19 protein-coding genes are annotated in these 23,040 nt (G+C 39.3%); 6 read left to right on the top strand and 13 right to left on the bottom strand.

Going from position 1 to position 23,040, the window contains the following annotated elements; genetic code table 11:
* Positions 1 to 23: 23 nt before the first annotated feature.
* Together ACLLO5_RS11280 and ACLLO5_RS11275 are read right to left on the bottom strand one after the other, a co-directional pair.
* Complete coding sequence (locus ACLLO5_RS11280; protein WP_413175531.1) at positions 24 to 293, bottom strand: LapA family protein; 270 nt, start codon at positions 291 to 293, stop codon at positions 24 to 26.
* A gap of 214 nt (positions 294 to 507) precedes the next feature.
* The gene (locus ACLLO5_RS11275) at positions 508 to 1,935 is read right to left on the bottom strand and encodes a phosphoglucomutase/phosphomannomutase family protein (RefSeq protein WP_413175530.1); all 1,428 of its coding nucleotides are present in this window, start codon (positions 1,933 to 1,935) and stop codon (positions 508 to 510) included.
* 116 nt (positions 1,936 to 2,051) lie between these two features.
* On the opposite strand from ACLLO5_RS11275, the gene ACLLO5_RS11270 reads away from it, so the two are divergent.
* Positions 2,052 to 2,906, top strand: coding sequence for a PD-(D/E)XK nuclease family protein (locus tag ACLLO5_RS11270; protein WP_413175529.1), 855 nt, complete (start codon positions 2,052 to 2,054; stop codon positions 2,904 to 2,906).
* Between the two features lie 24 nt (positions 2,907 to 2,930).
* Here the strand turns inward: ACLLO5_RS11270 and ACLLO5_RS11265 are convergent, their stop codons facing one another.
* Both ACLLO5_RS11265 and ACLLO5_RS11260 read right to left on the bottom strand, forming a co-directional pair.
* Entirely contained in the window at positions 2,931 to 4,292 is a 1,362-nt protein-coding gene (locus ACLLO5_RS11265; RefSeq protein ID WP_413175528.1) for a hypothetical protein, read from the bottom strand.
* Positions 4,293 to 4,626: 334 nt separating this feature from the next.
* Entirely contained in the window at positions 4,627 to 6,297 is a 1,671-nt protein-coding gene (locus tag ACLLO5_RS11260) for a transglutaminase domain-containing protein (protein ID WP_413175526.1), read from the bottom strand.
* A 214-nt stretch (positions 6,298 to 6,511) separates the two neighbouring features.
* Here ACLLO5_RS11260 and ACLLO5_RS11255 point away from each other — a divergent pair, with 214 nt between their 5' ends.
* From ACLLO5_RS11255 to ACLLO5_RS11245, 3 genes are all read left to right on the top strand, one after another.
* Complete coding sequence (locus ACLLO5_RS11255) at positions 6,512 to 9,373, top strand: cation-translocating P-type ATPase (RefSeq protein WP_413175525.1); 2,862 nt, start codon at positions 6,512 to 6,514, stop codon at positions 9,371 to 9,373.
* A gap of 180 nt (positions 9,374 to 9,553) precedes the next feature.
* Positions 9,554 to 10,669: a DNA replication/repair protein RecF gene (recF, locus tag ACLLO5_RS11250; RefSeq protein WP_413175524.1), complete on the top strand. Its 1,116-nt coding sequence runs from the start codon at positions 9,554 to 9,556 to the stop codon at positions 10,667 to 10,669.
* A 106-nt stretch (positions 10,670 to 10,775) separates the two neighbouring features.
* The gene (locus ACLLO5_RS11245) at positions 10,776 to 11,186 is read left to right on the top strand and encodes a hypothetical protein (protein WP_413175523.1); all 411 of its coding nucleotides are present in this window, start codon (positions 10,776 to 10,778) and stop codon (positions 11,184 to 11,186) included.
* 193 nt (positions 11,187 to 11,379) lie between these two features.
* Here ACLLO5_RS11245 and ACLLO5_RS11240 read toward each other — a convergent pair whose 3' ends face one another.
* Complete coding sequence (locus ACLLO5_RS11240; protein ID WP_413175522.1) at positions 11,380 to 11,838, bottom strand: MgtC/SapB family protein; 459 nt, start codon at positions 11,836 to 11,838, stop codon at positions 11,380 to 11,382.
* A gap of 276 nt (positions 11,839 to 12,114) precedes the next feature.
* Here ACLLO5_RS11240 and ACLLO5_RS11235 point away from each other — a divergent pair, with 276 nt between their 5' ends.
* Positions 12,115 to 14,457: a putative PEP-binding protein gene (locus ACLLO5_RS11235; protein WP_413175521.1), complete on the top strand. Its 2,343-nt coding sequence runs from the start codon at positions 12,115 to 12,117 to the stop codon at positions 14,455 to 14,457.
* Positions 14,458 to 14,544: 87 nt separating this feature from the next.
* On the opposite strand, the gene ACLLO5_RS11230 is transcribed toward ACLLO5_RS11235, so the two are convergent.
* The 8 genes from ACLLO5_RS11230 to ACLLO5_RS11195 form a co-directional block, all read right to left on the bottom strand.
* Entirely contained in the window at positions 14,545 to 15,714 is a 1,170-nt protein-coding gene (locus ACLLO5_RS11230) for a hypothetical protein (protein WP_413175520.1), read from the bottom strand.
* 122 nt (positions 15,715 to 15,836) lie between these two features.
* Complete coding sequence (locus tag ACLLO5_RS11225; RefSeq protein WP_413175519.1) at positions 15,837 to 16,490, bottom strand: DUF1361 domain-containing protein; 654 nt, start codon at positions 16,488 to 16,490, stop codon at positions 15,837 to 15,839.
* Positions 16,491 to 16,642: 152 nt separating this feature from the next.
* Entirely contained in the window at positions 16,643 to 17,062 is a 420-nt protein-coding gene (locus ACLLO5_RS11220) for a hypothetical protein (protein ID WP_413175518.1), read from the bottom strand.
* Between the two features lie 228 nt (positions 17,063 to 17,290).
* The gene (locus ACLLO5_RS11215) at positions 17,291 to 18,055 is read right to left on the bottom strand and encodes an energy-coupling factor ABC transporter ATP-binding protein (RefSeq protein ID WP_413175517.1); all 765 of its coding nucleotides are present in this window, start codon (positions 18,053 to 18,055) and stop codon (positions 17,291 to 17,293) included.
* An 80-nt stretch (positions 18,056 to 18,135) separates the two neighbouring features.
* Positions 18,136 to 18,786: an energy-coupling factor transporter transmembrane component T family protein gene (locus ACLLO5_RS11210; protein ID WP_413175515.1), complete on the bottom strand. Its 651-nt coding sequence runs from the start codon at positions 18,784 to 18,786 to the stop codon at positions 18,136 to 18,138.
* Positions 18,779 to 19,702, bottom strand: a complete 924-nt coding sequence (locus tag ACLLO5_RS11205; RefSeq protein WP_413175514.1) for an energy-coupling factor ABC transporter permease — start codon at positions 19,700 to 19,702, stop codon at positions 18,779 to 18,781. The genes ACLLO5_RS11210 and ACLLO5_RS11205 overlap by 8 nt, the downstream gene beginning before the upstream one ends.
* Positions 19,703 to 20,010: 308 nt before the next feature.
* The gene (locus tag ACLLO5_RS11200; RefSeq protein WP_413175513.1) at positions 20,011 to 21,159 is read right to left on the bottom strand and encodes a hypothetical protein; all 1,149 of its coding nucleotides are present in this window, start codon (positions 21,157 to 21,159) and stop codon (positions 20,011 to 20,013) included.
* Between the two features lie 253 nt (positions 21,160 to 21,412).
* A complete protein-coding gene (locus ACLLO5_RS11195; protein WP_413175512.1) occupies positions 21,413 to 21,604 on the bottom strand; it encodes a CbtB domain-containing protein in 192 nt (63 codons plus the stop codon).
* A gap of 339 nt (positions 21,605 to 21,943) precedes the next feature.
* Here ACLLO5_RS11195 and ACLLO5_RS11190 point away from each other — a divergent pair, with 339 nt between their 5' ends.
* Positions 21,944 to 22,969 carry a multicopper oxidase domain-containing protein gene (locus ACLLO5_RS11190; protein WP_413175511.1) on the top strand — a complete coding sequence of 342 codons (1,026 nt, stop codon included), beginning with the start codon at positions 21,944 to 21,946 and terminating at the stop codon, positions 22,967 to 22,969.
* The last annotated feature ends 71 nt before the right edge of the window (positions 22,970 to 23,040 follow it).

Here is a 23,040-nt window from a genome sequence, read left to right as displayed (position 1 = left end):
CTGCGACTTTGCGTGATAAAAACCTAAAAATCCTCATCATCAATAAAAAACTCCGCCTCTTCATCAACCCTAGATTTCGACTCACCCAAACCCCAAAGCGGCTGTAAAATTGCCACACCAACCAAACCCACAGCTACACAAAACGCCAACACCAAACCAAAAGGAACTTGTATTGATTGAAAAACCAAAAACCGTAAAGATACAGGTGTAGCATTCTGCACAGAAATTAGTGCGATCGCCAACACCCAACCAGCTATAACTATAGATATAAATAAATTCACAAAATTTTTCATAATTTTATATATAAAAATTTAGTAGGGGCGAAGCATTTGGGTGATAAATTATCAGTTTTTACCAAAGGATATATTCCGAATGCTTCGCCCGTACAGGAGTCAGAAGGAGAAAATGAGGGGGAGATATCAAGTCAAAAGTCAAAATTGGTAACTTCTGACTTTTGCCTTTTGCCTCTTGCCTTCTTACTGTCACCTGTCACCTGTCACTTGTCACCTATGCTAACTTAGCAATTTCCGCTTCCATGGTTGCTGCAATCTGACTTAGTTTTGCTGGTGAGTTGGTTTCCATGTACACCCTCACCAAAGGTTCTGTACCAGAAGGACGCAGCAACACCCAGCTACCCTCTTCCAAATACAGCTTAATGCCATCCTTCCTTCCCACTTCTTTCACCTTAATTCCTGCCACTTCCGAAGGAGGATTTTTGGTATAGGAATCAATCACAGCATTTTTGTGAGACTCGGTAAGATGTAAATCCAAGCGGTTGTTATACAGAGGCCCATCGGCTTCAGCAATAGCTTCCTGTACCAACACACTCAAAGGCTTACCTTCATAAGCGATCGCCTCAGCCACCAGCATATCAGCCAAAACACCATCCTTTTCAGGAATATGGCCAATAACACTTAAACCACCAGATTCCTCACCACCAATCAAAACAGCGGTTTCCCGCATTTTTTCACCAATGTATTTAAAACCAACAGCAGTTTCATAAATTTGCAAACCATATTTAGCCGCAAAATTATCTAACAAATGAGTAGTCGCCACAGTTCTCACAATTGCGCCAGTTTTACCCTTGTTTTTTATTAAATGCCGTGCTAAAACTAACAGCACTGTATTGGGAGTGAGGACATTACCTTGTTCATCAACAATACCAAAGCGATCGCTATCGCCATCAGTTGCCAAACCCAAATCAGCCTTATCGGCCTTAACAGCTTCCACCAACTCAACTAACTGCTCCCCCTTGGGTTCAGGCATACCACCGCCAAAAAGAACATCCCTCCAAGTATGGAAACTTTCTAACTGAGTTCCGCAATGTTCCAACACCTCATCTAAATAGCCACGAGAGGTAGAATAGAGAGCATCGTACTTAACCTTTAAATTCGCACTTTTAATTTTTTCCACATCCAGCAAGGTGTAGATAAAATGCAAATAATCGGGCTTCGGATCAAAAGTAGAAATAGTACCTGATGGGTTACTTCCGGGCAACTCATCGGATGCAGTTTCTATATTTGCCACAATAGTATCAGTAATTTCTGGAGTAGCAGGACCAGCATAGTCTGGAATATATTTAATCCCACAATAGGGTGCAGGATTATGACTAGCAGTAAACATCAACGCCCCTGCGGAATTGAGGTGACGCGCATTGTAGGCAATTACTGGTGTGGGACAATCCCGATCAGTAATTTTCACATTCCAACCCAAATCTGCTAAAACCGCAGCAGATGTCCGCGCAAACTCGTCAGCTAAAAACCTTGTATCGTAGGCGATTAAAACTGGTCTGTCTTTGCTATAGGCAGTTTCCAGATAACTAGCTATTGCCCTGGTTACTTTCCGCACATTGGGAAAAGTAAAATCATCGGCAATAATACCCCGCCATCCATCAGTACCAAATTTTATCTTACCTGAACTGCTAGGATTACTCATTTTGCCACTCTCTCCCGTGCATCATCATTACTATTAGGAAGCAACCCGCAAAGCCTGTGGAACAGCCACTGTGCCGCAAGTATCCCCAAGGTAATTTCTCTCACTCTACCTGAGCAATGTCAACCCCCGATAGACCCTTTGCCAGTTACCACCTTTGGTCTTTAGTTGCCCCCGCTAGAGGGCAAGAACATTGGCATTGCCAAATGAGAAGAGGATTTATTAAAGCTAGACAACATGAACCAGCGGTCAAAGCTTTATTAGCAAAAGCTACTCCACCTCAACACATTGGCATACTTGCCCAAAAAGGTGTGTATGAATTTCACCATCATCTAAATTGGTTAACTCAGTCCGATGGTGTGGAAAAAGTAGCCCAGTTACTGAAATTAAGTAATTTTACTATTCAGGTCAAAGAACGGGTACTACAAATTTTACAAAAATATCAAAAATCGCCTTTACTGTTGGGTAAACGGATCATCCAATTAACGTCTGGTGATGAAGGATTTCCCAAACCAATTGTCATTGAACAAGCTAATTATTGTTTTCGTTTATATGCGGCTATGGATTGTGTATTTATTGAATCCGATAGCACTTTACATATTTTAGATTTTAAAACGGGTAAATCTGCTTTTGATAAACGACAAGCATTAGTTTATTTATTAGCAGCCCGTTATCTTTATCCCGGAAAACTTGCTGTAGCGTCATTCTATAATTTAGAAATTTGCCAAAAGTCTGAATTAATTACTATTAATAATAACGAGTTAGCATCTCTAGAATCTGAGTTGGCTAATATAGCTCACAAGCACCAACTAGATTTACAAAAATATCAAGCAACTAGCAGCAATTTTAGTAAAATATTTCCCCCTAATCCTGGGCATCACTGCCATTTCTGTCCATTTAATTCAATTTGTGAGTTCTCTCAGCTTCAGTCTGATAAATCCCACTCTATGCCAATTACTAAAAATCGTCCTTAATTCGCTCAACTTTAGTCTCGATTTTCAACAAAATCTCTTAAAAAATGATAAATCAATATCGCCAAAATGAATACTCATAGCAATATTTAGTTGTTCTAATGTTCCCACTAACCAATCAATACCATCCGTAGTCGCGGTTTCATAGTGGTTAAATAAAATTGCAAATCTTTTTTCTAAATACGGTTTAACTTTACGACAAATTAACACAACTTTCATTAACAAACCAATAGTTGGTAAAGAACCTTGATTACTAATCAAATCTAGAAAAGTTGAATGTTGTGGTGATGCTTGGCTGTTGACAACTAAAAAATTCAATAACTGACTACAAGTTCTCACAAGTAAGAAATCATTAGGTATTAAATCGTTAGCATCGGGTAATGTATTTTGTAAATGATTATATAAACGTTGATTAAATAGGCCTTTGCCATAGTGTCCATCAACAGAGGATATTAGATAATCATATAAATCATCTTTAAAATCATGAAATTTGGTAGTTTGACTACTATATTTTAAGAACTGCTGCGCTTTTTCTTGATAAGTACAGTTACCTTCACTTTTACCAATAAATTGCTTCAAGGTACTATAGAGATCGCGATCGCTCAATAATGTAGGATTATTCACAGGTTGTAAAATCCGATGCGCCTCAAACTCTGAATATTTCTGAGAAATCTGCACACTCCGGACTTTATAAGTTACGTAGCGCGACAGATCAATTTCAAATTTTTTCTGCACCTGCACCTGAAAACTTCTGACAGTTTCTTGTTGTTCAAAAGTAGAGTCTTCACTAATTAAACAATGCTCATATAAATAAGGGTAGCGTCTAATTAAATTTACCAAAGGCTGCTTATAGGCGCGGTTATTCGACTTGTAAGTGGGATTCACTAGTTGAATAAATCGCCGCAAAATTATATACTGATCACTTTCTGTAAAAATGTGCAACAATTCCCGCAAGCGCCTAATTTCTCGCAGACGGAAAGAATTTCCTGTCAATCTGCTAGGTGGTGTATCAAATAATTTAATTAAATCAATAATTGCGTAATGCAACTGGGGTTGTATATACCAACGGTTAATTAAAATATGACAACAACGGTTGAGGAAAAATTTAAAATCCTCAGATGCTGTCTTAGAAGCAGTAATTTTATCTAAAATAGGGATAATTTCCGGCTCAGGATAATTCGCACGTTCAATAAATAGAGAGCGAAACCTTTCAATCATTTGGTCTGGAGATTCCATTTGTACCAAATGAAGTAAATGCTGATATATTAACTGTTCTTCTTGATAACAGTCATGATAATTATGTACGTATTCTCCTCTACCACCATGAACTTTTGCCAATGGTGTTTGTTCTACAGTTTTTTCAGATTCAGCACTTGTCCAATTTTTCACCGTTGATTACCGTTTACAAACTGGAATATATAAGTCATTTTTGGTACACAATTATAAGCTTGTCAACCGAATTTATACGGCTTAAACAATACTTAACAAAATTATATTCTCCATAATTATATGGAAGAATATCCTTTCAACATCTTACAGGTTAAGCCGAAAAATTACTTAGTTTTTCGTTAAAGCGGACATAAATCTTTGCTGCCTCAATTTAAATTTTTGATTAAGGTAGGGAGGGAATTTGCACCAAGAGAGGAATTTGGAACAAATTCAGCAATGATTTCGCCTAATACCCCATTATCCAGCTACAAGTTCCCAATTCTGAATTTCCAGATTAAACAGGTGGTAATTCTTTAAGAATTGTAAACCGAATATGATTAATGGCCAATTCGCCAATGGAAATGTCTTCTTTTGTTAACCGATCGCCATTACTGGTTAAAGTTTCAAAAGAAACTCCCTTGCCAATTTCAATGTGATACCAGCATAATCCCATAAAAAAGCGGGTGGGATAGTGACCAGTATCACCTATATCATCAGGATTTGATTCCATTGGCACCCAACCAAAATTGGGGATATAGAACTCTAGCCAAACATGATTAAAATCGGGTTGTAGCGGAACTCCCTGTTGTTCAGGAAATGGGGGACATTTATATCTACCTACAGTCCGGCAAGGAATACCATTCAAACGGCACAAAGCCAATAATACTCCTACATATTCGCCACATGAACCAACTCCCCGTTCTAAAACGATATCTGGCGTATCTATATAGGGTTTAATTCCATAAGACAACTCATCATAAACATAGTTGCGGATACTGTACATTTTTCGCAACATATTTGTTTCCGAACCGACCGCTTCACGGGCTGCACGATTGACAATGGCAGTATTCATTGCCAAGTCATCATCATCTACTAAATAGCGGCTTTGCAGTTCTGGTGTGAGTTCCGGCAGAATTTCTACATCTTTAGGAGTAATGCGATACTTAATCCCCCGAACTTCCAAAAGTGCTTTCCAGCCAAATATATGACGTTCTCCAGGAGTGAGAGAATCAAACTTGAATACGGCTATCCGTTGTCCATCAATAATTTCTTCTGTGAATGGTAAACCAATGGGTTCAACTTGTTTGACCTTTTGGCGTTCTGTTTCTGATGGTAGGGCGATACGCCATTCTACATTAGGTAAATAAACTTCCTCCAAGGGAGAAATTTCCTCTACATAGGACATTTCTACCAGATAACCATTAGATAGGGCGTAGCGTTTATCTGGCTCGTAATGATAATACAGGGGATGAATAAAAGTTATATCTCGGTATGTTAGCTCATGACTAGGGTCAGCATTGGGGTTATCACGAATATAAGGCTCTTCTGTGGAGTAGGAAACATAGAGAATATCCTTACCTGTTGAATCTTGGCTATGAATAGCGATACCTGTGGGAGAAGCAAAAGGTGTAAGAACACTAAAACGAAGTTCTCCAGTTGCCCGATCCATAGAATAGACTGTTTGTTCAGTGCGATCGCAAATCCACAAAGTTTCCTGACTAACAGCTAAATTTTCTATACCAACACCAGGAGCATAAAATCTAGTAATTTCTTTGCGTGTATCGCGGTCAAAAACGATAATACAGCCTAGTCTTTGGCAACTAACATAGATCGTTGATTCCCAAACACCAACACCATCAGCGGTATAAGGTAAAGTAACAAAATGCTCCAGACCCAAGGAGGTCAAGTTACACAAATAAATACCATGACCACGACTAATCCACAGTGTATCTTCCCACACTGCTAAACCACTAACATCCTGAAATTCTTTGACTTGGTGGGGATTGAGAATTTTACTGTTATCAGAGATGGGGTCAATCTCCAACAGATGACCTTTAATTGTGTCGATAGCAATCAGTTTATCTTTGATGAAAGCAATACCATAAATCGTAGCAGCCGTAAGTGGTCGGATTGTTTTTTGCCCAAACATCTGGCTAACAGTCAAACTAGAGAATGCAGAACTCATATTAATTTATTAGTCATTGGTCATTGGTCATTGGTCATTGGTCATTGGTCATGAGGAAAATTACTTCCCCATCTCCCTCATCTCCCTCATCTCCCTCATCTCCCTCATCTCCCCATTTCCCAGTCCCCTGTCCCCAATGTAACTTTGGTTAATGGAATTCCAGGCATTACTCAATTATGATCAAATTTTGTAACCATTTCCTGTAACTTACACGATGTCTGCTCATTCTTTACCTGAAGGTGCCGCAGTTTGGCATAGTTTAGAAGTTGATAAAGCTTTAGACCTGCTTGATAGCAATGCAGACAGCGGCTTAACACCCCAAGAAGTTGAACAACGTTTACAAAAATACGGACCCAATGAACTAGAAGAACAGGGCGGCCGTAGCCCTTGGGAGATTTTGCTAGATCAGTTCACTAACATTATGTTATTGATGCTGATCGGTGTCGCCCTAATTTCTGGTTTCCTAGATTTTATGGCTTGGCAACAAGGCACCTTAAAACCTGGTGAAGTGCCATTTAAAGACACAATTGCAATTATGGCGATTGTGATTCTCAATGGCATTTTGGGTTATGTGCAGGAAAGCCGTGCGGAAAAAGCCCTAGCAGCACTGAAAAAACTATCCTCTCCCTTAGTCCGTATTATCCGTGATGGTAAACTTGCGGATGTGGCAGCTAAGGAACTAGTCCCAGGGGATGTGATGCTTCTGGAAGCTGGTGTGCAATTAGCTGCCGATGGACGCTTAATAGAACAGTCTAATTTGCAAGTGCGGGAGTCGGCACTGACAGGTGAAGCTGAAGCTGTAAATAAGCAGGCAATACTCACATTACCAGAAGATACGGCTTTAGGCGATCGCATTAATTTAGTTTTTCAAGGAACAGAAGTAGTCCAAGGACGGGCTAAGGTTCTGGTGACAAATACTGGCATGACAACGGAACTGGGCAAAATTGCCACGATGTTGCAGTCGGTGGAAAGTGAACCTACACCCCTCCAGCAACGCATGACTCAACTGGGTAATGTGTTGGTGACGGGTTCTTTGGTACTAGTAGCAATTGTGGTTGTCGGTGGTATTATCCAAGCCAGGGGTTTTAGTAATTTACAAGATCTTTTGGAAGTTTCCCTGAGTATGGCGGTGGCTGTAGTTCCTGAAGGTTTACCAGCCGTTATTACCGTTACTCTAGCACTGGGAACCCAGCGGATGGTGCGCCACAACGCCTTGATTCGTAAACTTCCAGCGGTGGAAACTCTCGGTTCTGTAACTACCATCTGTTCTGATAAAACCGGGACTCTGACTCAAAATAAAATGGTGGTGCAGTTAGTCTACACCAATCAGAAAAATTTCCGAGTCACGGGAGAAGGTTATGCTCCGGTTGGGGATTTTCAGCTAGATGGCCAAAAAGTTGCCCCAGATGACAATCCAGAAATATCCGCTTTGTTAGTTGCTTGTGCTGTGTGTAATGACTCTGTACTGCAAAAAGAAGCCGGAGAATGGGCAATTTTAGGCGACCCCACAGAAGGTGCTTTGGTGACACTAGCGGGTAAAGCTGGCATTGAAAGGGATCAATGGCATAGTAAATTACCCCGTGTGTCTGAGTTTCCCTTTTCCTCAGAACGGAAACGTATGAGTGTAATTTGTCAAGTTGAAGAAGTTGCTACAGGTGATCCGGCAATGAGTGGGGTTGACCCAGTAATAGCAGGATTTGTAGCATCTGAATCATATTTGATGTTTACCAAAGGTTCACCAGAATTAACTTTGGCACGTTGTAATCGAATATATGTTGGCGATCGCTCTATCTCCATCAACGAAGAACAACGCACTCAAATTTTGGCAGCCAATGATTACATGGCCAGTCAAGGGTTACGGGTGTTGGGTTTTGCCTATAAACCTCTCATGGAAGTGCCACCAGATGCTTCAGAAGACGCTTCTGAACAAGATTTGGTCTGGTTGGGCTTAGTGGGAATGCTGGATGCACCACGCCCAGAAGTGAGGGATGCTGTAAAAGAATGTCGTCAGGCGGGTATTCGTCCGGTGATGATTACTGGCGATCATCAATTAACGGCACGGGCGATCGCTGTAGACTTGGGTATAGCTGATGCAGATGCCAGAGTCCTCACCGGGCAAGAATTACAACGCATGAGTGACACCGAACTGGAGGAACAAGTTGATTTAGTTAGTATTTACGCCAGAGTATCCCCAGAACACAAACTCAGAATTGTTCAAGCCTTACAACGTCGCGGTAGATTTGTCGCCATGACAGGAGATGGTGTTAATGATGCACCAGCCTTGAAACAAGCTGATATTGGTATCGCTATGGGTATCACTGGTACAGATGTGAGTAAAGAAGCCAGCGATATGGTGCTATTAGATGATAACTTTGCTACCATTGTCGCCGCTACTAAAGAAGGTAGAGTTGTTTATACCAACATTCGGCGCTTTATCAAATACATCTTGGGGAGTAATATTGGTGAAGTTCTCACCATCGCAGCTGCACCAATTTTGGGATTGGGAGGCGTTCCCCTCACACCTCTGCAAATTCTCTGGATGAATTTGGTAACAGATGGTTTACCGGCTTTAGCATTAGCTGTAGAACCTCCAGAACCAGACGTAATGCAACGTCCTCCTTTTAGTCCCCGTGAAAGCATTTTTGCCAGGGGTTTAGGTTCTTACATGGTTCGCATTGGCATTGTCTTTGCCATCATTACAATTATTCTGATGGAATGGGCATATTATCACGTCAAAGCAGTCACAGGAGAAGGTCTAGATCCCGAACGTTGGAAAACAATGGTTTTCACTTCTCTGTGTCTAGCTCAAATGGGTCATGCGATCGCCATTCGTTCTAATAATCAACTCACAATTGAGATGAATGCTTTTTCTAATCCATTCGTATTGGGGGCTGTAATCGCTACTACGATTTTACAGTTGATGCTAGTATATGTTCCACCTCTACAAGCTTTTTTTGGAACTCATTACCTACCTCTAGATGAGTTACTAGTTTGTATCGGTTTTAGCGCCTTGATGTTTGTCTGGATTGAAGGGGAAAAAATATTCTTCCGTTTGATGGGCAAAAGGAGTGTCTAGCAATTCAAAATTCAAAATTCAAAATTCAAATTTTGTGGATTTTAATTTTTGATTAGGAATTCAGAATTTACTAGGGGTTTAGCACCGCTAAACCCCTACATAGGGTTTTCATTTTTAATTATTGATTTAATTATTGAAAAAATTCCTACAAGAAAATTTTTTAAGTTTTAATTTTTGTATATGTATCTTAAAACTCTACACCTCCGACAGTTTCGGAATTACCAAGACCAAAAAGTTGAATTTACTGCACCGAAAACTATTTTAGTGGGTAATAATGCTCAGGGAAAATCGAATTTGTTGGAGGCTGTAGAATTGTTGGCAACATTGCGATCGCACAGATTGGCACGCGATCGCGATTTAATTAGAGATGGAGAAGCTATCGCTCAAATTAATGCCACTCTAGAACGAGCCGTAGGTACAATAGATTTATCCATAACTCTACACCGTCATGCTCGCCGCCGTGTAGCCATCAACAGCGAAACAGTCCGCCGCCAAATGGATTTTCTCGGCGTTCTCAATGCAGTTGAATTTTCCAGTTTAGATTTAGAATTAGTAAGGGGCAGTCCTGAAAATCGTCGTAACTGGTTAGATACCCTTTTAATTCAACTCGAACCAGTTTATGCTCACATTTTGCAGCAATATAACCAAGTTCTACGTCAACGAAATGCTTTTCTGAAAAAGAGTCAGGAGTCAGGAGTTAAAAGTCAAGAGTCACAACTTTCCATCTGGGATGCACAGTTAGTCACCGCAGGGACAAGACTCATTATTAGACGTGACAGAGCTATTCAAAGATTAGCACCCATCGCCGCAGCCTGGCACGCTAGTATAAGTGGTAGTACAGAAGTTCTACAAATCCAGTATGCTCCTAATGTACCCCTAGTAAAAAACCATGCAGAAGAAGTGCAGCAAGCTTTTTTCGGCAAAATTCAACAGCGAACGGCGGCTGAACTGCACCGAGGCACTACCTTAGTTGGACCTCACCGCGACGAAGTAGAATTAAGCATCAATCAAACACCTGCACGTCAATATGGTTCTCAAGGACAACAAAGAACTTTAGTTCTGGCTTTAAAATTAGCCGAATTACAATTAATTGAAGAAGTAATTAATGAATCCCCATTACTTCTTTTAGATGATGTCTTAGCTGAGTTAGATCCATTTCGTCAAAATCAATTACTTGATGCCATCCAAGACCGATTTCAAACCCTAATCACTACCACTCATTTAGGTGCTTTTGATTCTCAGTGGCTAAAATCTTCACAAATTTTATATGTCCAAACAGGAACAATTACAAATTAAATATAGCGGTATGCACTTGAATGAGATACACAATTAACGTCAAAAATCCATACACTAAAAGACTTTCAACTCTGTTCCCTATTCCCTGTTTCCTGTTCCCTGCTATATGAATTATAGAAACCATATATTAGATAAAAATGAGATCGCATCTTTAGGTGCTTCCTTAAGAGCAATTGAACCAACATTATTGAAACAAAGTTCCCAGGAAGGTATAAAGAGAATTTGGTTTCAAGGAGGAGAACCTTATTTTGATATCTTTTTTGAATTAAATAATCAAGAAATTACTTGGTTTCAATTTACATTGCGAGGTAAATCTCTATCTTGGTGTAGTAAACAACCAATCTTAAAAACTGGCATTACAAATGAACTAGTAGTTGATGATATCAGTTTTTATGCAGCTAGTAAAATAGTGAAAAATGATCAGGATACGGATCAAGAATTTATTGATTTAGTCAAATCAATTTTGCAAACTAGACCAGAAGTGGAAATTTTCATCAAAACATTAGTTCTATTCTAAGAATTCAGGAGTCAGAAGGTAGAATTCTTAATCAGAGCCTTATACTAACTGGGAATAGCTCTCCCCTGGCTAAAGCTGAGGGGATTCTAAGAAGTTGTTCCGAGCGAGGCTAAAAGCCACTGGGTTTCCATAAATCGGGATTTTATCACCCATTGCCCATTACCAGTTTCAACCAGATGACTAGCAACTGGAGTTAATAAAATTTTTCTAATTTTTTAAATAAATTCAGAACTAAAACAGTTAAGAAAGTAGCAATTAACCCTAGCTGCCATAAACCACACCCAGAGGTAATGCCTAAAGCAGCTGCCACCCAGATAGCTGCGGCGGAAGTTAAACCATGAATTTGAATTGATTGTGATTGTTGAGAGGATTCGCGCAAAATTTCTCCAGCACCCAGAAATCCCATCCCAGCAGCAATTCCTTGAACAACGCGGCTCATAGCGTCAGCACTGATTTCTTGTCCACCGAATTGGATAGCAGTAATAGTAAATACAGCAGAACCCAAACTGACTAACATATGAGTTCTTAAACCTGCTGGTTTATGCCTGATTTGGCGTTCTAAGCCAATTATGCCGCCAATGAGCAATGCTAGACAAAGGCGAAAAGAGATGTTTAGCCAATCATTGCTGGCAATATAATAAGGGTTTGTCAATTAATTATAATTTATGAGCAACAATATAGCGGTATGCAATTGAGTGAAATACAGTCATTAAATCGCAAAATTAGTAGTTTCTTTGCCCTCCATTGTATTTCATCCGACCCATAACTTAGGCTTTTCGTCTGTTTTAAATGGTTGCTCTATTTACGCTGTACTAGTACAGTACGGCATAATAAAAAAATACACCCTTTCTATTTTACCATAGGGTCAGCGGGTCGATAACTGACAACTGAGTCCGAACACTTGAATAAATGATACCTAACAAATTGAGTGGATAAATTCTACTGGCTTGACCAGATTAAACTCCAAGATCGTGCCAAAGTGGGTGAAAAAGCGTTTTATTTGAGTAAAATAAAACAACTAGGCTACCCTGTTGTGCCGGGTTTTGTGGTATCTGGTGAAGTTTTGCAAGAATTTCTAGAAAGCCTAAATAGTTCAGAGGCGTTGGTTGCGGACTTACCTCATTCTTCATTACATTTGGATGTAGAGAATTGGCGACAACTTCAACAGGTAGCTGGCCGCTTACGTCAGGAAATTATCACGGCTGATGTCGCACCTGATTGGGTAAGTAGAATTTTTCAAGCTGCTAGACAATGGGGAAATAATAGTTTAATTTTGCGTCCAAGTCTGGCATTACCCAATACTAGCAAGGGTGAGAAGAATCTTTCTGGTTTATTGGAGTCGGTATTTTGTGCTTGTAATGAAGAGGCGATCGCACAAGCATTAAAATTAACTTGGAGTCAGTTGTTTCGTGCGAGAAGTTTACTGTACTGGCAGCGTGTAGGTATTAACGTACAACAAATTAATTTAGCTGTATTAGTGCAACCTGTGGAAAATGCGATCGCCTCCGGTTTATTCCACACCAACAAATCAGGATGGGAAATTGAAGCTACTTGGGGATTAGGATTAGCAATTACTAACGGGGAAGTATTACCGGATGTTTACTACATCCATGAAAAAACAGGAGTTGTCAAGGAAAAACACTTAGGAAATAAAATTCTTGCCTATCGTGTTGATGATTCTGGGGTTGCTGCTGCTGAAGAATCTCACACTTCATCATTGTTGATGCAAGATCACAACTGTTTATCTACTTACCTACTGAGTGAGCATGAACAAAAACAGTATGCTTTATCAGAAGAATACTTACAACAACTAATTGGGTTAGGAAATCAATTAGTTAGTGAACTAGGTACAAAGGTAAAGATGAAATGGACTCTTGCTAAAGAGCATCAAACCCCCAAATTCTACATTACTCAAGTTAGCCATCCCCAATCTATTATTACCAATTTCCAATTCGTCAAAGGAATAGGAGCATCTAGAGGTAGGGTGATGGCCACTGCTTATGTAATTACTAATTCCCAACAAAAACCAGAACACATACCCAAGGGAGTAATTTTAATTGCGCCATCTGTCACTCCTGATTGGTTGCCTTTACTACATCAAGTGGGAGGAATTGTTACAGAACGGGGTGGATTAACGAGTCATGGGGCTATTTTATCAAGAGAATTGGGGATACCAGCGGTAGTTAGTGCCGTAAGTGCTACAAAGCTGATTCAAACGGGGGAAAGATTACTGCTTGATGGTGACAGAGGTGAAGTTTATCCTCATAGAGGGGATGGAGAAGAAGCCAGGGGAGCAGATGAGCAGATGAGCAGAGGGAATGAATTCAAAAGCTCTTTTACACCCCTAACTCCTCAAATACCTATGATTTCTACTCAACTATTGGTTAACTTGAGTCAGTCTAGCCTGATTTCGCAAGTGCAAAGTTTACCTGTAGATGGGGTGGGATTGTTACGTTCAGAATTGATGGTGTTAAATATTTTGCAGGGACAAAATCCCCATGCTTGGCTTTTGGATGGGAAAAAGACGGAATTATTAGAACGATGGTCACAAGAAATCAGGAAATTTGCCTGTTCTTTTGCACCAAGAGCAGTTTTTTATCGATCTTTGGATTGGCGATCGCCTGATTTGCCATCATGGAATGATAATTCATCATCTTTAGTACAATCTATGTTGGGTGAACGAGGTACTTTAAGTTATGTACGCAATCCCACCATTTTTGAATTGGAACTGAAAGCTTTAGCAACTGTACAACAAGCTGGTTTTAGTAATATTCACCTGATGTTACCGTTTGTGCGGACGGTGGAAGAATTTGTATTTTGTCGTCGTAAAGTTGAGGAAGCTGGTTTAACTCAAGATTGCCATTTTCAATTATGGATGATGGCAGAAGTTCCCAGTGTGCTGTTTTTATTACCTGAATATATTAAAGCTGGTGTAGCGGGTATTTCTATAGGCACAAATGACCTAACGCAATTAATTTTAGGAGTAGATCGGGAGCAAGGAGAACTAGCCAAAATCTTTGATGAACGTCATCCGGCTGTGATGGGTGCGATCGCACAATTAATTAAGATGGCTAAAGATGGGGGTATTCCTTGTTCAATTTGCGGTCAAGCGCCAGTTCTTTATCCAGAAATCATTGATAAATTGGTAGAATGGGGCATTAGCTCTATTTCTGTAGAACCAGAAGCAGTGGAAAGGACTTATGGTGCGATCGCACGTGCAGAACAACGTATTATTTTAGCAGCAGCGCGGAAGCAACTGGGCAATTTGTAAATTGAATTTTACCAAAAAATTATGCTCTTGGGTATGCACCGATATTGTAGGGTGCATCGTCTAGCGATGACAACACACCATTAAAAATTAATATCTAAAAATTGCTGCCACTATTGCCCCACTTGGCATATCTTCAGATTCTAGAGTATAAACTCTGCCACCATTTAACATTGTGTGAACAGCAGCAAAATCTAACATATCTTCATCATCTGGTTCTGGTTCGGGGTGTAAATCCACAGTCGTTGTTTCTGCATCAAATTTTCCCCATTTCTGCTCACCTACCGCTACAAACAAAGAATCAACCCTCTGATAGTAAGCCGCTGGAATAATTTCTCTGATATCATCAGTAGCCTTTCCAGTACCTTCACCAACTAATTGTTCATACAATTCTATCGCTGCCCTTTTATCTTCTTGAAATGAAGGTGCAACAATTCGCCAAGCCTCATCATGTAATTGTTCTGGATTGATAATTTCTGGATTACCATTAATGCTTTCCGCTAACAAATGGGGATAAGTATTTGCTTCTTGGTAAATTGGAAACAGATACTCCACTCCTGCTAATACTAAAGGCGATTTTTCCTCCCTTAATTGATCATGTAATGCGGTATCAACAGCATAGCAGAATTGTAAAATATCTTCTTCGTGTTTTTCCCTATCAGGGCTACCTTGTCCATGAACTGAACCTGGATGTTGAGCAGGATTACCATTTCCGCCTCTAGGTGTACCAACACGATGCTGTACACCTTTTTGCAACTCGTCTTCCAGGAGAGTTTCTACTAGACGATGTGGCATATTTTCTACTTGAACTTCGTTGAAGCTATGACCTGTCCCTGCAAAAAATTTGACATCTTTTTGACTCAAAGCCAAAACGTAGAAATTACCATCATTGTTAATTAAATGTAGCAATGGTTTGATGTGAAATTGCTTACCTACTACTACTAATTCTGGAAATTCAATTGGTACACAATAGTAATGAAAGAGATGTGGGGAAATAAAAATTACCAATCCCTCATCTTGATGTTCCCAGAAATCACCCCTATCCAGTTCCATCGCTGGCTGGAGAAAATTAATTGCTTCAGTGTGGCGTATTCCTATCGCATCTAACCGTTCCTCAGCTTCCCGAATTAAATTTTTGAAGCGAATGGGATTTTGTCGAATTTCTGCCCCTGCTTTCTGTGTAGGCATATATAGAGATACACAGGGAGGTTGGGGATTTGCGACTAATTTTTTAAGTTCATCAATAGACAAGATCGCCATATATTTAATCCACGTCCATAAATTTGCATAATCTAGATTTATTTGAAACCCAGACGTGGTATTTTTGCATCTTTCTTTTGATAAACAATTACCGATTTATATTCCCTTCTTTAGATGGATAATTAGCCAGCTTTAGGAATGTGAGGGTTAGATTCTGAATTGATATTTTTATTCATAAACCCTAAAGTGACTCGTTTCATCAACCAGTACAATCCCCAAAGAATCACAAAGCTAATAGTTATAATTACTAAGGGTTGTTTACCGAGAAGTTCTTCAACTCCTTTAGTCAGTATGGCATCTGGTTGAGTAATAAAATCCCAACTGTTGAAACGCAAGAACCTTCCCCAATAAATACCTATAGCATTGAGAGCATGAGTTATCAACTCAATGCCAAAAATCCATTTACTCTTACCAATACGATGTAAATAATGACCTAAATTTATGAGCGAAATTACATAAGCTTCAAATCCAGCTAGAATTACTAGGAAATAAACAGGAAATAAGACTAATGTAATTATCCATATTGATTGAATTCTGCGGATATCATCTATTAAGTGAATCACATCAGTTAATAAATAAGGTGCATTGGGTAAAAAAGCATAGAAAACTAAGAAACCAAACCACCAAACCCAAGAGCGTCCGCGTTTGTGACGAAACAGCCAAACACTCAAACCTAAAGGAATAAAAGCCAGAAATAAATTCCAAGTCATCCAACGAATATTGATTTGTAATACCTGGATAACTATGGCTATTAATTCTGTTAATTCTGTTTTCATATCTAATAACTTTTCAGAGTAAGGGAATAGGGAATAGGAAACAGAAAGTAAGGTAGAACTTACCCACAATGTGAGCCAAAACCAGATTATTGCGTAGGGGCAATTTATGAATTACCCCTACACTCCTGCACTCCTACACCCCGGCTACTTCTTTATTGGGATTGACTACAATATTCATTCAACTTATTCCCGAAAGTATCTGATTGTTTACCAACGGTTTTTGCGGCGGCTGTCAAGCCTGAATCAATATCTATTCTGGCTTGTTGGATTTTTTCTCTACCAGCGGAGGATGCTTCGGCTGTCTTGGTTGAACCAAGAGCTTTACCTGCTTTGCCAATGACTTGACTGAGATTGTCAAAAACTTTGGCAAAACTGGTTTGAAATTCCTGGAGTTTAGGGTCTGTTAATTTTAAGTCTTGAATTGATTTGGTGACAGTTTGCAAATCTTTGGATAGTTGCAAACTGGTTGTTACTTGTTTTCCTTTGTTGTTGTCAATCAAAGATGTTCCTTGATTAACGGTTTTAACCAATCGTTGACACTGGGAGATTTTACTCTCGCTACAACCAGTCATTAACAAAGCTATACTCAGGCTTAGAGGAGCAATAATGGTATACTTACACACAATAAATAGAACTATCCCAACAGCAGTAAAATTCCATTCATATTAGCGCAAGTTGCTAATTAGGGAACAGGTGACAGGTGACAGGTGACAGGTGACAGGTGACAGATGACAGGTGACAGGTGACAGGGAAGAGAAAGCAGGGAGAGATAAGTGAAAACCGCTATAATTAATTGCCCATTACCAATCTATTGGTAAACCTAATCTTTCTAAGTTTGTGCCATCTTTTAACAATGGTTGAATATGGCTGTCTATTTGAATGCTACCACCGGACAGGACTAGGGCGCGTTGAGTGACTTTTCCTAACCAGTGAAGATCATGGGAGGCTATTAATATAACTTGCACTGGTAATTTTAATAATATTTGGGCTAAATGTTTTCGCCAGGCTGGGTCTAGTCCGTTGGTGGGTTCGTCTAAGATGAGAATGGCTGGATCTAGGGCTAAGATGGCTGCTAGGGCTGCTAGTCGTCTTTGTCCTCCGGAAAGTTCGTGGGCGGAACGGTGGGCGTATTTTTCTAGTCCAAATTCGGCTAATAGTTGCTGTGCCTTGTCTTTGGCAGCTGCGGGGGAAATGCCATAGTTACGGGGACCGAAGGTGATGTCTTCTAGGATGGTGGGCATAAATAATTGGTCGTTGGCATCTTGGAAGCTGAAACCTATTTGTCGCCGAATTTGGGGTAGGGTGTTTGGTGCTATGGGAATACCATTGATGGTAATTTTGCCGCTTTGAGGCTGTTTGAGTCCGATGAGGTTTTCTAGGAGTGTGCTTTTTCCTGAACCGGTTGCACCAATTAAGGCGACGCGATCGCCTACATTTAATGTAAAGGAAATTTCTGTTAATACTGGTTGTTGCTGAGGATAGGCATATACAAGATTTTGTACTTCAACTACAGATGTATGCGGTTGAGAAATGGAAATTTGGGGATGAGAAGTTAAGGATGTCAAGATTAGTAACTCAAAATATTAACGGTTTTGCGTGGGGGATGTTGTTTAGGCACTTGTTGTTTGGGATAGGGAGAATAAACCTACAAATAAGAACTAACGGTGATACAAGTCGCAACTACTCCCCCTGTTATTAGGATAAAGCGTTCTTTGGGGTTGAGGGGGGAATCTAGGGGTAATTTTCCGTTATAACCACGAGTTAACATTGCTGTGTATACTCTTTCGGCTCTATCTAAGGTACGCAAATATAATGCACCTATCATGGATGCACTGGCATAACGTAGCCATCCTCCTGTACCATTTAAACCTCGTAATTGTGCGCCGCGCTGCATTCGTGTTACTTCTGAGAGTAATATTTCTAGGTATTGTCCAGCTAGGATTAGGTTTTCTTTTAATGCTGCGGGTATGGGTAGACTTTTTAAGGCAATGCCAAAACTGTGAGGGGGTAGGGTCAATAAAAAGCTGTTCATGGTAATGAGACAAATGAGGGAACGCAGAAGTAAAAAACTGGCTCGTTCCCATCCCAAGGGTAGGGCGACTAGAGAAAGGAAAATTAATTCTGAGCCTAGTAAACGGCTTAATTTGGGAATAGATACTTGTAAAGACCAAGTCCAAATCAGTGCGATCGCCGCATATCCAATTAAGTTATACCAAGCATGATATTTTAACAACGCTGTCCCAATCACAATTATTAGGGACACTTGCAACCGTAAAGGCAATGAAAGATTAAACATTATGTGTTTTCACAACTTTGGCAATTCCAAAGGCTACTCCAAAGCATAACCCTGATCCTAATAACCCAGCAATACTTGTACCTATTTGCCCTAAACCTGCAATTCCATAATCTGCAAATGGTGTAGGTACATTCACTCTTACTACTTCTGCTAAGTTAATAAAACCTACAGTTTCAGCAACTTTTTCTAATCCATCTGGCCATGCGGAAGCAAATAGGGAAAGTACACCAGCTATGAGAAAAATGCTCACAATGGGAACTAACCAACCCTGAAATTTTTGTTCTTCTCCGGGTAATAAATCTGGTCTGGTTGTGGCTAAATAACTTAATACACCACCAGTAATTAAACCTTCTCCTATGCCAATTAAAATATGTACTCCTGTCATAGTTGGTAAAACAACTGTAGCTGGTGCTGTTCCTGATAAGGCTAATTCAATGGCACAAGCTATAGCAGCAGCAACAACACTAAAAGCAGCAGCAATACCCCCCACTAAGGGTAGGCGTTTTTGAGAACCTCCTAGCAGTTTTTGTAAGGTTTGGGTTAATATCCAACCCGTCCAAACTCCAATCACTGCCATGTTAAGAATATTTGCACCTAAAGCAGTAATTCCACCATCAGCAAATAGTACAGCTTGAATAATTAATACTGTAGCTATACATAACATTCCCGCCCAAGGACTACCTAAAATAATGGCGGCTAATGTTCCTCCTAACAGGTGTCCACTAGTGCCTCCTGCAACTGGAAAATTAATCATTTGGGCGGCGAAAATAAAGGCTGTGGTTAAGCCTAATATGGGGGCGCGACGAATACCAAATGCTGTTTGCGATCGCTTGACGGCGATAAATAAAGCTACCACACTGGCTAAACTGGTAGCACCTGCTACGGGTACAGAAACGAATCCATCCGGTATATGCATGAAAATCCCTATTTTTGTGTTTTCTTTACACTAATTTAAGCAAGAGAATTACTCTTTTCTCTTGTTTATACCATGACTTATTTAATGATTTTTTGGGTGTTACTTAGGGAATATTTATGATAAAAAATACTGTGAATCTTGTATTTATTTTTTTTATTGTTAATATTTGTGAGTTTGTATAGTAGGTCACAATTTATGTAAGAAAAACTGAATCATAACAGAAGAGTGCGATCGCTCATCTCACCTCAATGAATAATTAAAAGGGTTTAGCATTGCTAAACCCCTATTTTTCGCATATTTATAAATTTCTAAATTCCCCTCAATTGTCGTTTTCTCAATTCCTGCATTACCAAACCAATTATCATACCTATTCCCACAATTGCAGTCAAGTAAAATAAACTAATTAACCGTGTTAACATCGGTGGTTGTATTCCTTCAACTTCCACCAATTGCGCTACTTTAACAGGTAAAAATTGACTACTACTGACTTCTACCTCTACTTTATGAGGTGCGCCATCAAAAAATTGCGATCGCCATACTAATTTACCTTCTTGATTGGTAAATCCTTTATAAGCAAAAACCGTTAAATCATTCTCTAAAGCGATGGATTTCACATCTAAAATCACATCTTTAATCGGCTTTCCATTGTTATCTTTGACTTCAACAGATAAACTCGCCAATTTCCCTACAGTTGCATTTTTATCACCGTCAATTTTCACATCTAAATCCTGTGATTTTACGACTGCTGGGGCAATATTTTCTATTTTATGATCATGCTCACTTCCATGAGCTTGAGCCACTTCCGCAGTGATATTAATAAATAACAATGTCACTATGGCAATTACAGTTAACCCACTTAATAACAACCGTACAGATTGAGGAGCAATCTCTCCATCCCTCAATTCTTCCTGTCCACCAATGACCCAACCACCTAATAATCCCATTGATAATAAAATTGCTGCCAATATCGCAAAATATTTATATTTAACAGGATTTTCTCGGACATGAAATTTTAAATCTTCTTGATAAGGAGCAAAAGCATTAGCTACCAAAGGAGCAACTTTTACTAACATTTCATAATTGCCACGAATTGGTAGAACCTGCTGAAATTCTAGTTTACCTCTTAGGGCAGCTACTTCCAATTCTAACAACTTCGTTCCTTCCACCATTGGGAAATCTGTTGTTAACCAAGGAGTCGTTTTTGGTGTAGATATTTCTAAATTAATTACAGCATTTTCTAAAGGTTTACCACTAGCATCAACAGCTTCTAAAGTAAACATTACCGGAGATTGTGCTTTTTCTGTTGCCGCTTCAAATGGAAAAATACGCTCTAACGGTGGATTAGTGGAAAGTATCACTTTAGATTTAGGAGTTTGGGAAACACCAACTAAAGAATAAAGAATTGATAAGCTAATGCAAACAGCACTGATAGCTACAAAAAGTCGATATTTTTTCATGGTTAATTAGATATGAAGCGTAGATAAACACAGATAAATACTAAAGCTGCGTGTCACACCAAAAATCTGTTTATTTACTAGATTTACGCAGTCTAAAGCACCTTACCAATGAGCCAGTTGTGTAAGTCCTGACAGATAAAAGCAGAAGAATATTTTAGTTACAGCAAATTACATATCAATGAAGTCATATCTAATGTTAACTGTAGGGGTTTAGCATTGCTAAACCCTCATAAATTCTGCTGTCTAATATGTTTTAGTGACAGCCAATACCTAACGTATGATGACGTACTGAGTGTGTTGCATTATGAGCCGCAGGATAAGTAGAAAACAAAGCAGTCCAAATTACTAAGGAAGATAACAACATATAAAGAGTTACCTGTACTGGCTTGGATAAGGTAATACCTGCTGTTTTCTGTAATACTGAGCTAGAAGAAAAAACTGTCATTTTTGAACTCCCGTAACTAATGAAAGCTAATTTATCAAATTAAAGTCTATTTTGTCGTTAAGTGACAATCAAGATACAACAGATTGCAAGTGCATTAGGTACAAGCTATAGCTATAAGCCATGCGGCGCTGTCAAACATCAAGCGGCTTTTACTCCTGAGTTCTGCTATGTATCCTTAACCCAACCAATATCCACAAATCCTAACACTTTCTTTGCTTTGCATCGTTTTCACATTTCTGTTTCCAACTTATTGACAAAAATTCCTATTTTTTATACTATGCATAAAACTAATTGCTAATTATTCGCAATTTACTGCTAGATTGTATCCCTATTAACCTCATGTCTGATCACTTTACTCAGAGTAAAGATAAACTTTGGAATCGTCGTCAAGTCCTGAAACTAGGACTATTTGCTGGTGGAGTAGCAGGTACAGGAGCATTATTGCAATTCCTCAATGTAAAAGATGGTGCTTCTGTGAGAATACCACCAATGGAAATGCCTGATTCTCATGATGCTACTAACCCCATGCAAGTATTACGAAGCTTTGATTATGGGACTATTAAGCGTGAAAATGGACGTACTATTCGAGAATTTCAGTTAACGGCTGGTACTTCTACTATTCAGATTAACAGTGCTGTTTCATACAATATTTGGGACTTAAATGGACGCATCCCCGGTCCAACATTACGAGCTAAAGAAGGCGAAAGAATAAGAATACTTTTTCTCAATAAAGCTGGACATTCCCATTCTTTGCATTTTCATGGTGTACATCCTTCAGAAATGGATGGGGTACGTCCGATTAGTAATGGTAAAGCAACTATATATGAATTTGATGCCGAACCCTATGGCATTCATTTATATCACTGTCATGTCGAACCTGTAACTCGTCACATTGCCAAGGGGTTATATGGAATGTTTATTATTGATCCTCCTAAACCTCGTCCACCTGCGGATGAAATAGTTTTAATCATGTCAGGATATGACATAAATGATGATAACCAGAATGAATATTATGCATTTAATGGATTGCCACATCATTATATGCACAATCCTATTCAAATTTATCAAAATCAATTAATTCGTTTATATGTTCTGAATATGATTGAATTTGACCATGCTGTAACGTTTCACCTCCACGCTAACTTTTTTGATGTTTATCGTTCTGGAATGACTATGACTCCCAGCGAGAAAACCGATGTTTTGACTATGGGTGTCGCAGAAAGGCATATTTTGGAATTTGCGTTTCGTTATCCGGGTAAGTATATGTTTCATCCGCATCAGGATGTTTTGGCGGAAAACGGATGTATGGGACAGTTTGAAGTCATAGCCGAAAAAGATATTACAACTCCCGTCAAGCAAACCTGACCTAACTTTCAAGTATCCTTGCCAATAAATAAATATTCTTGTTTCTCAATTTTGAGAATTATTTGCATTTA

This window comes from Anabaena azotica SJ-1 (assembly GCF_047275885.1).
In the GTDB taxonomy this organism is placed as follows: domain Bacteria; phylum Cyanobacteriota; class Cyanobacteriia; order Cyanobacteriales; family Nostocaceae; genus Trichormus_B; species Trichormus_B azotica_A.
The sequence above is the reverse complement of the archived record's forward strand: the minus strand, read 5'-3'. Positions and strand labels throughout refer to the sequence as shown.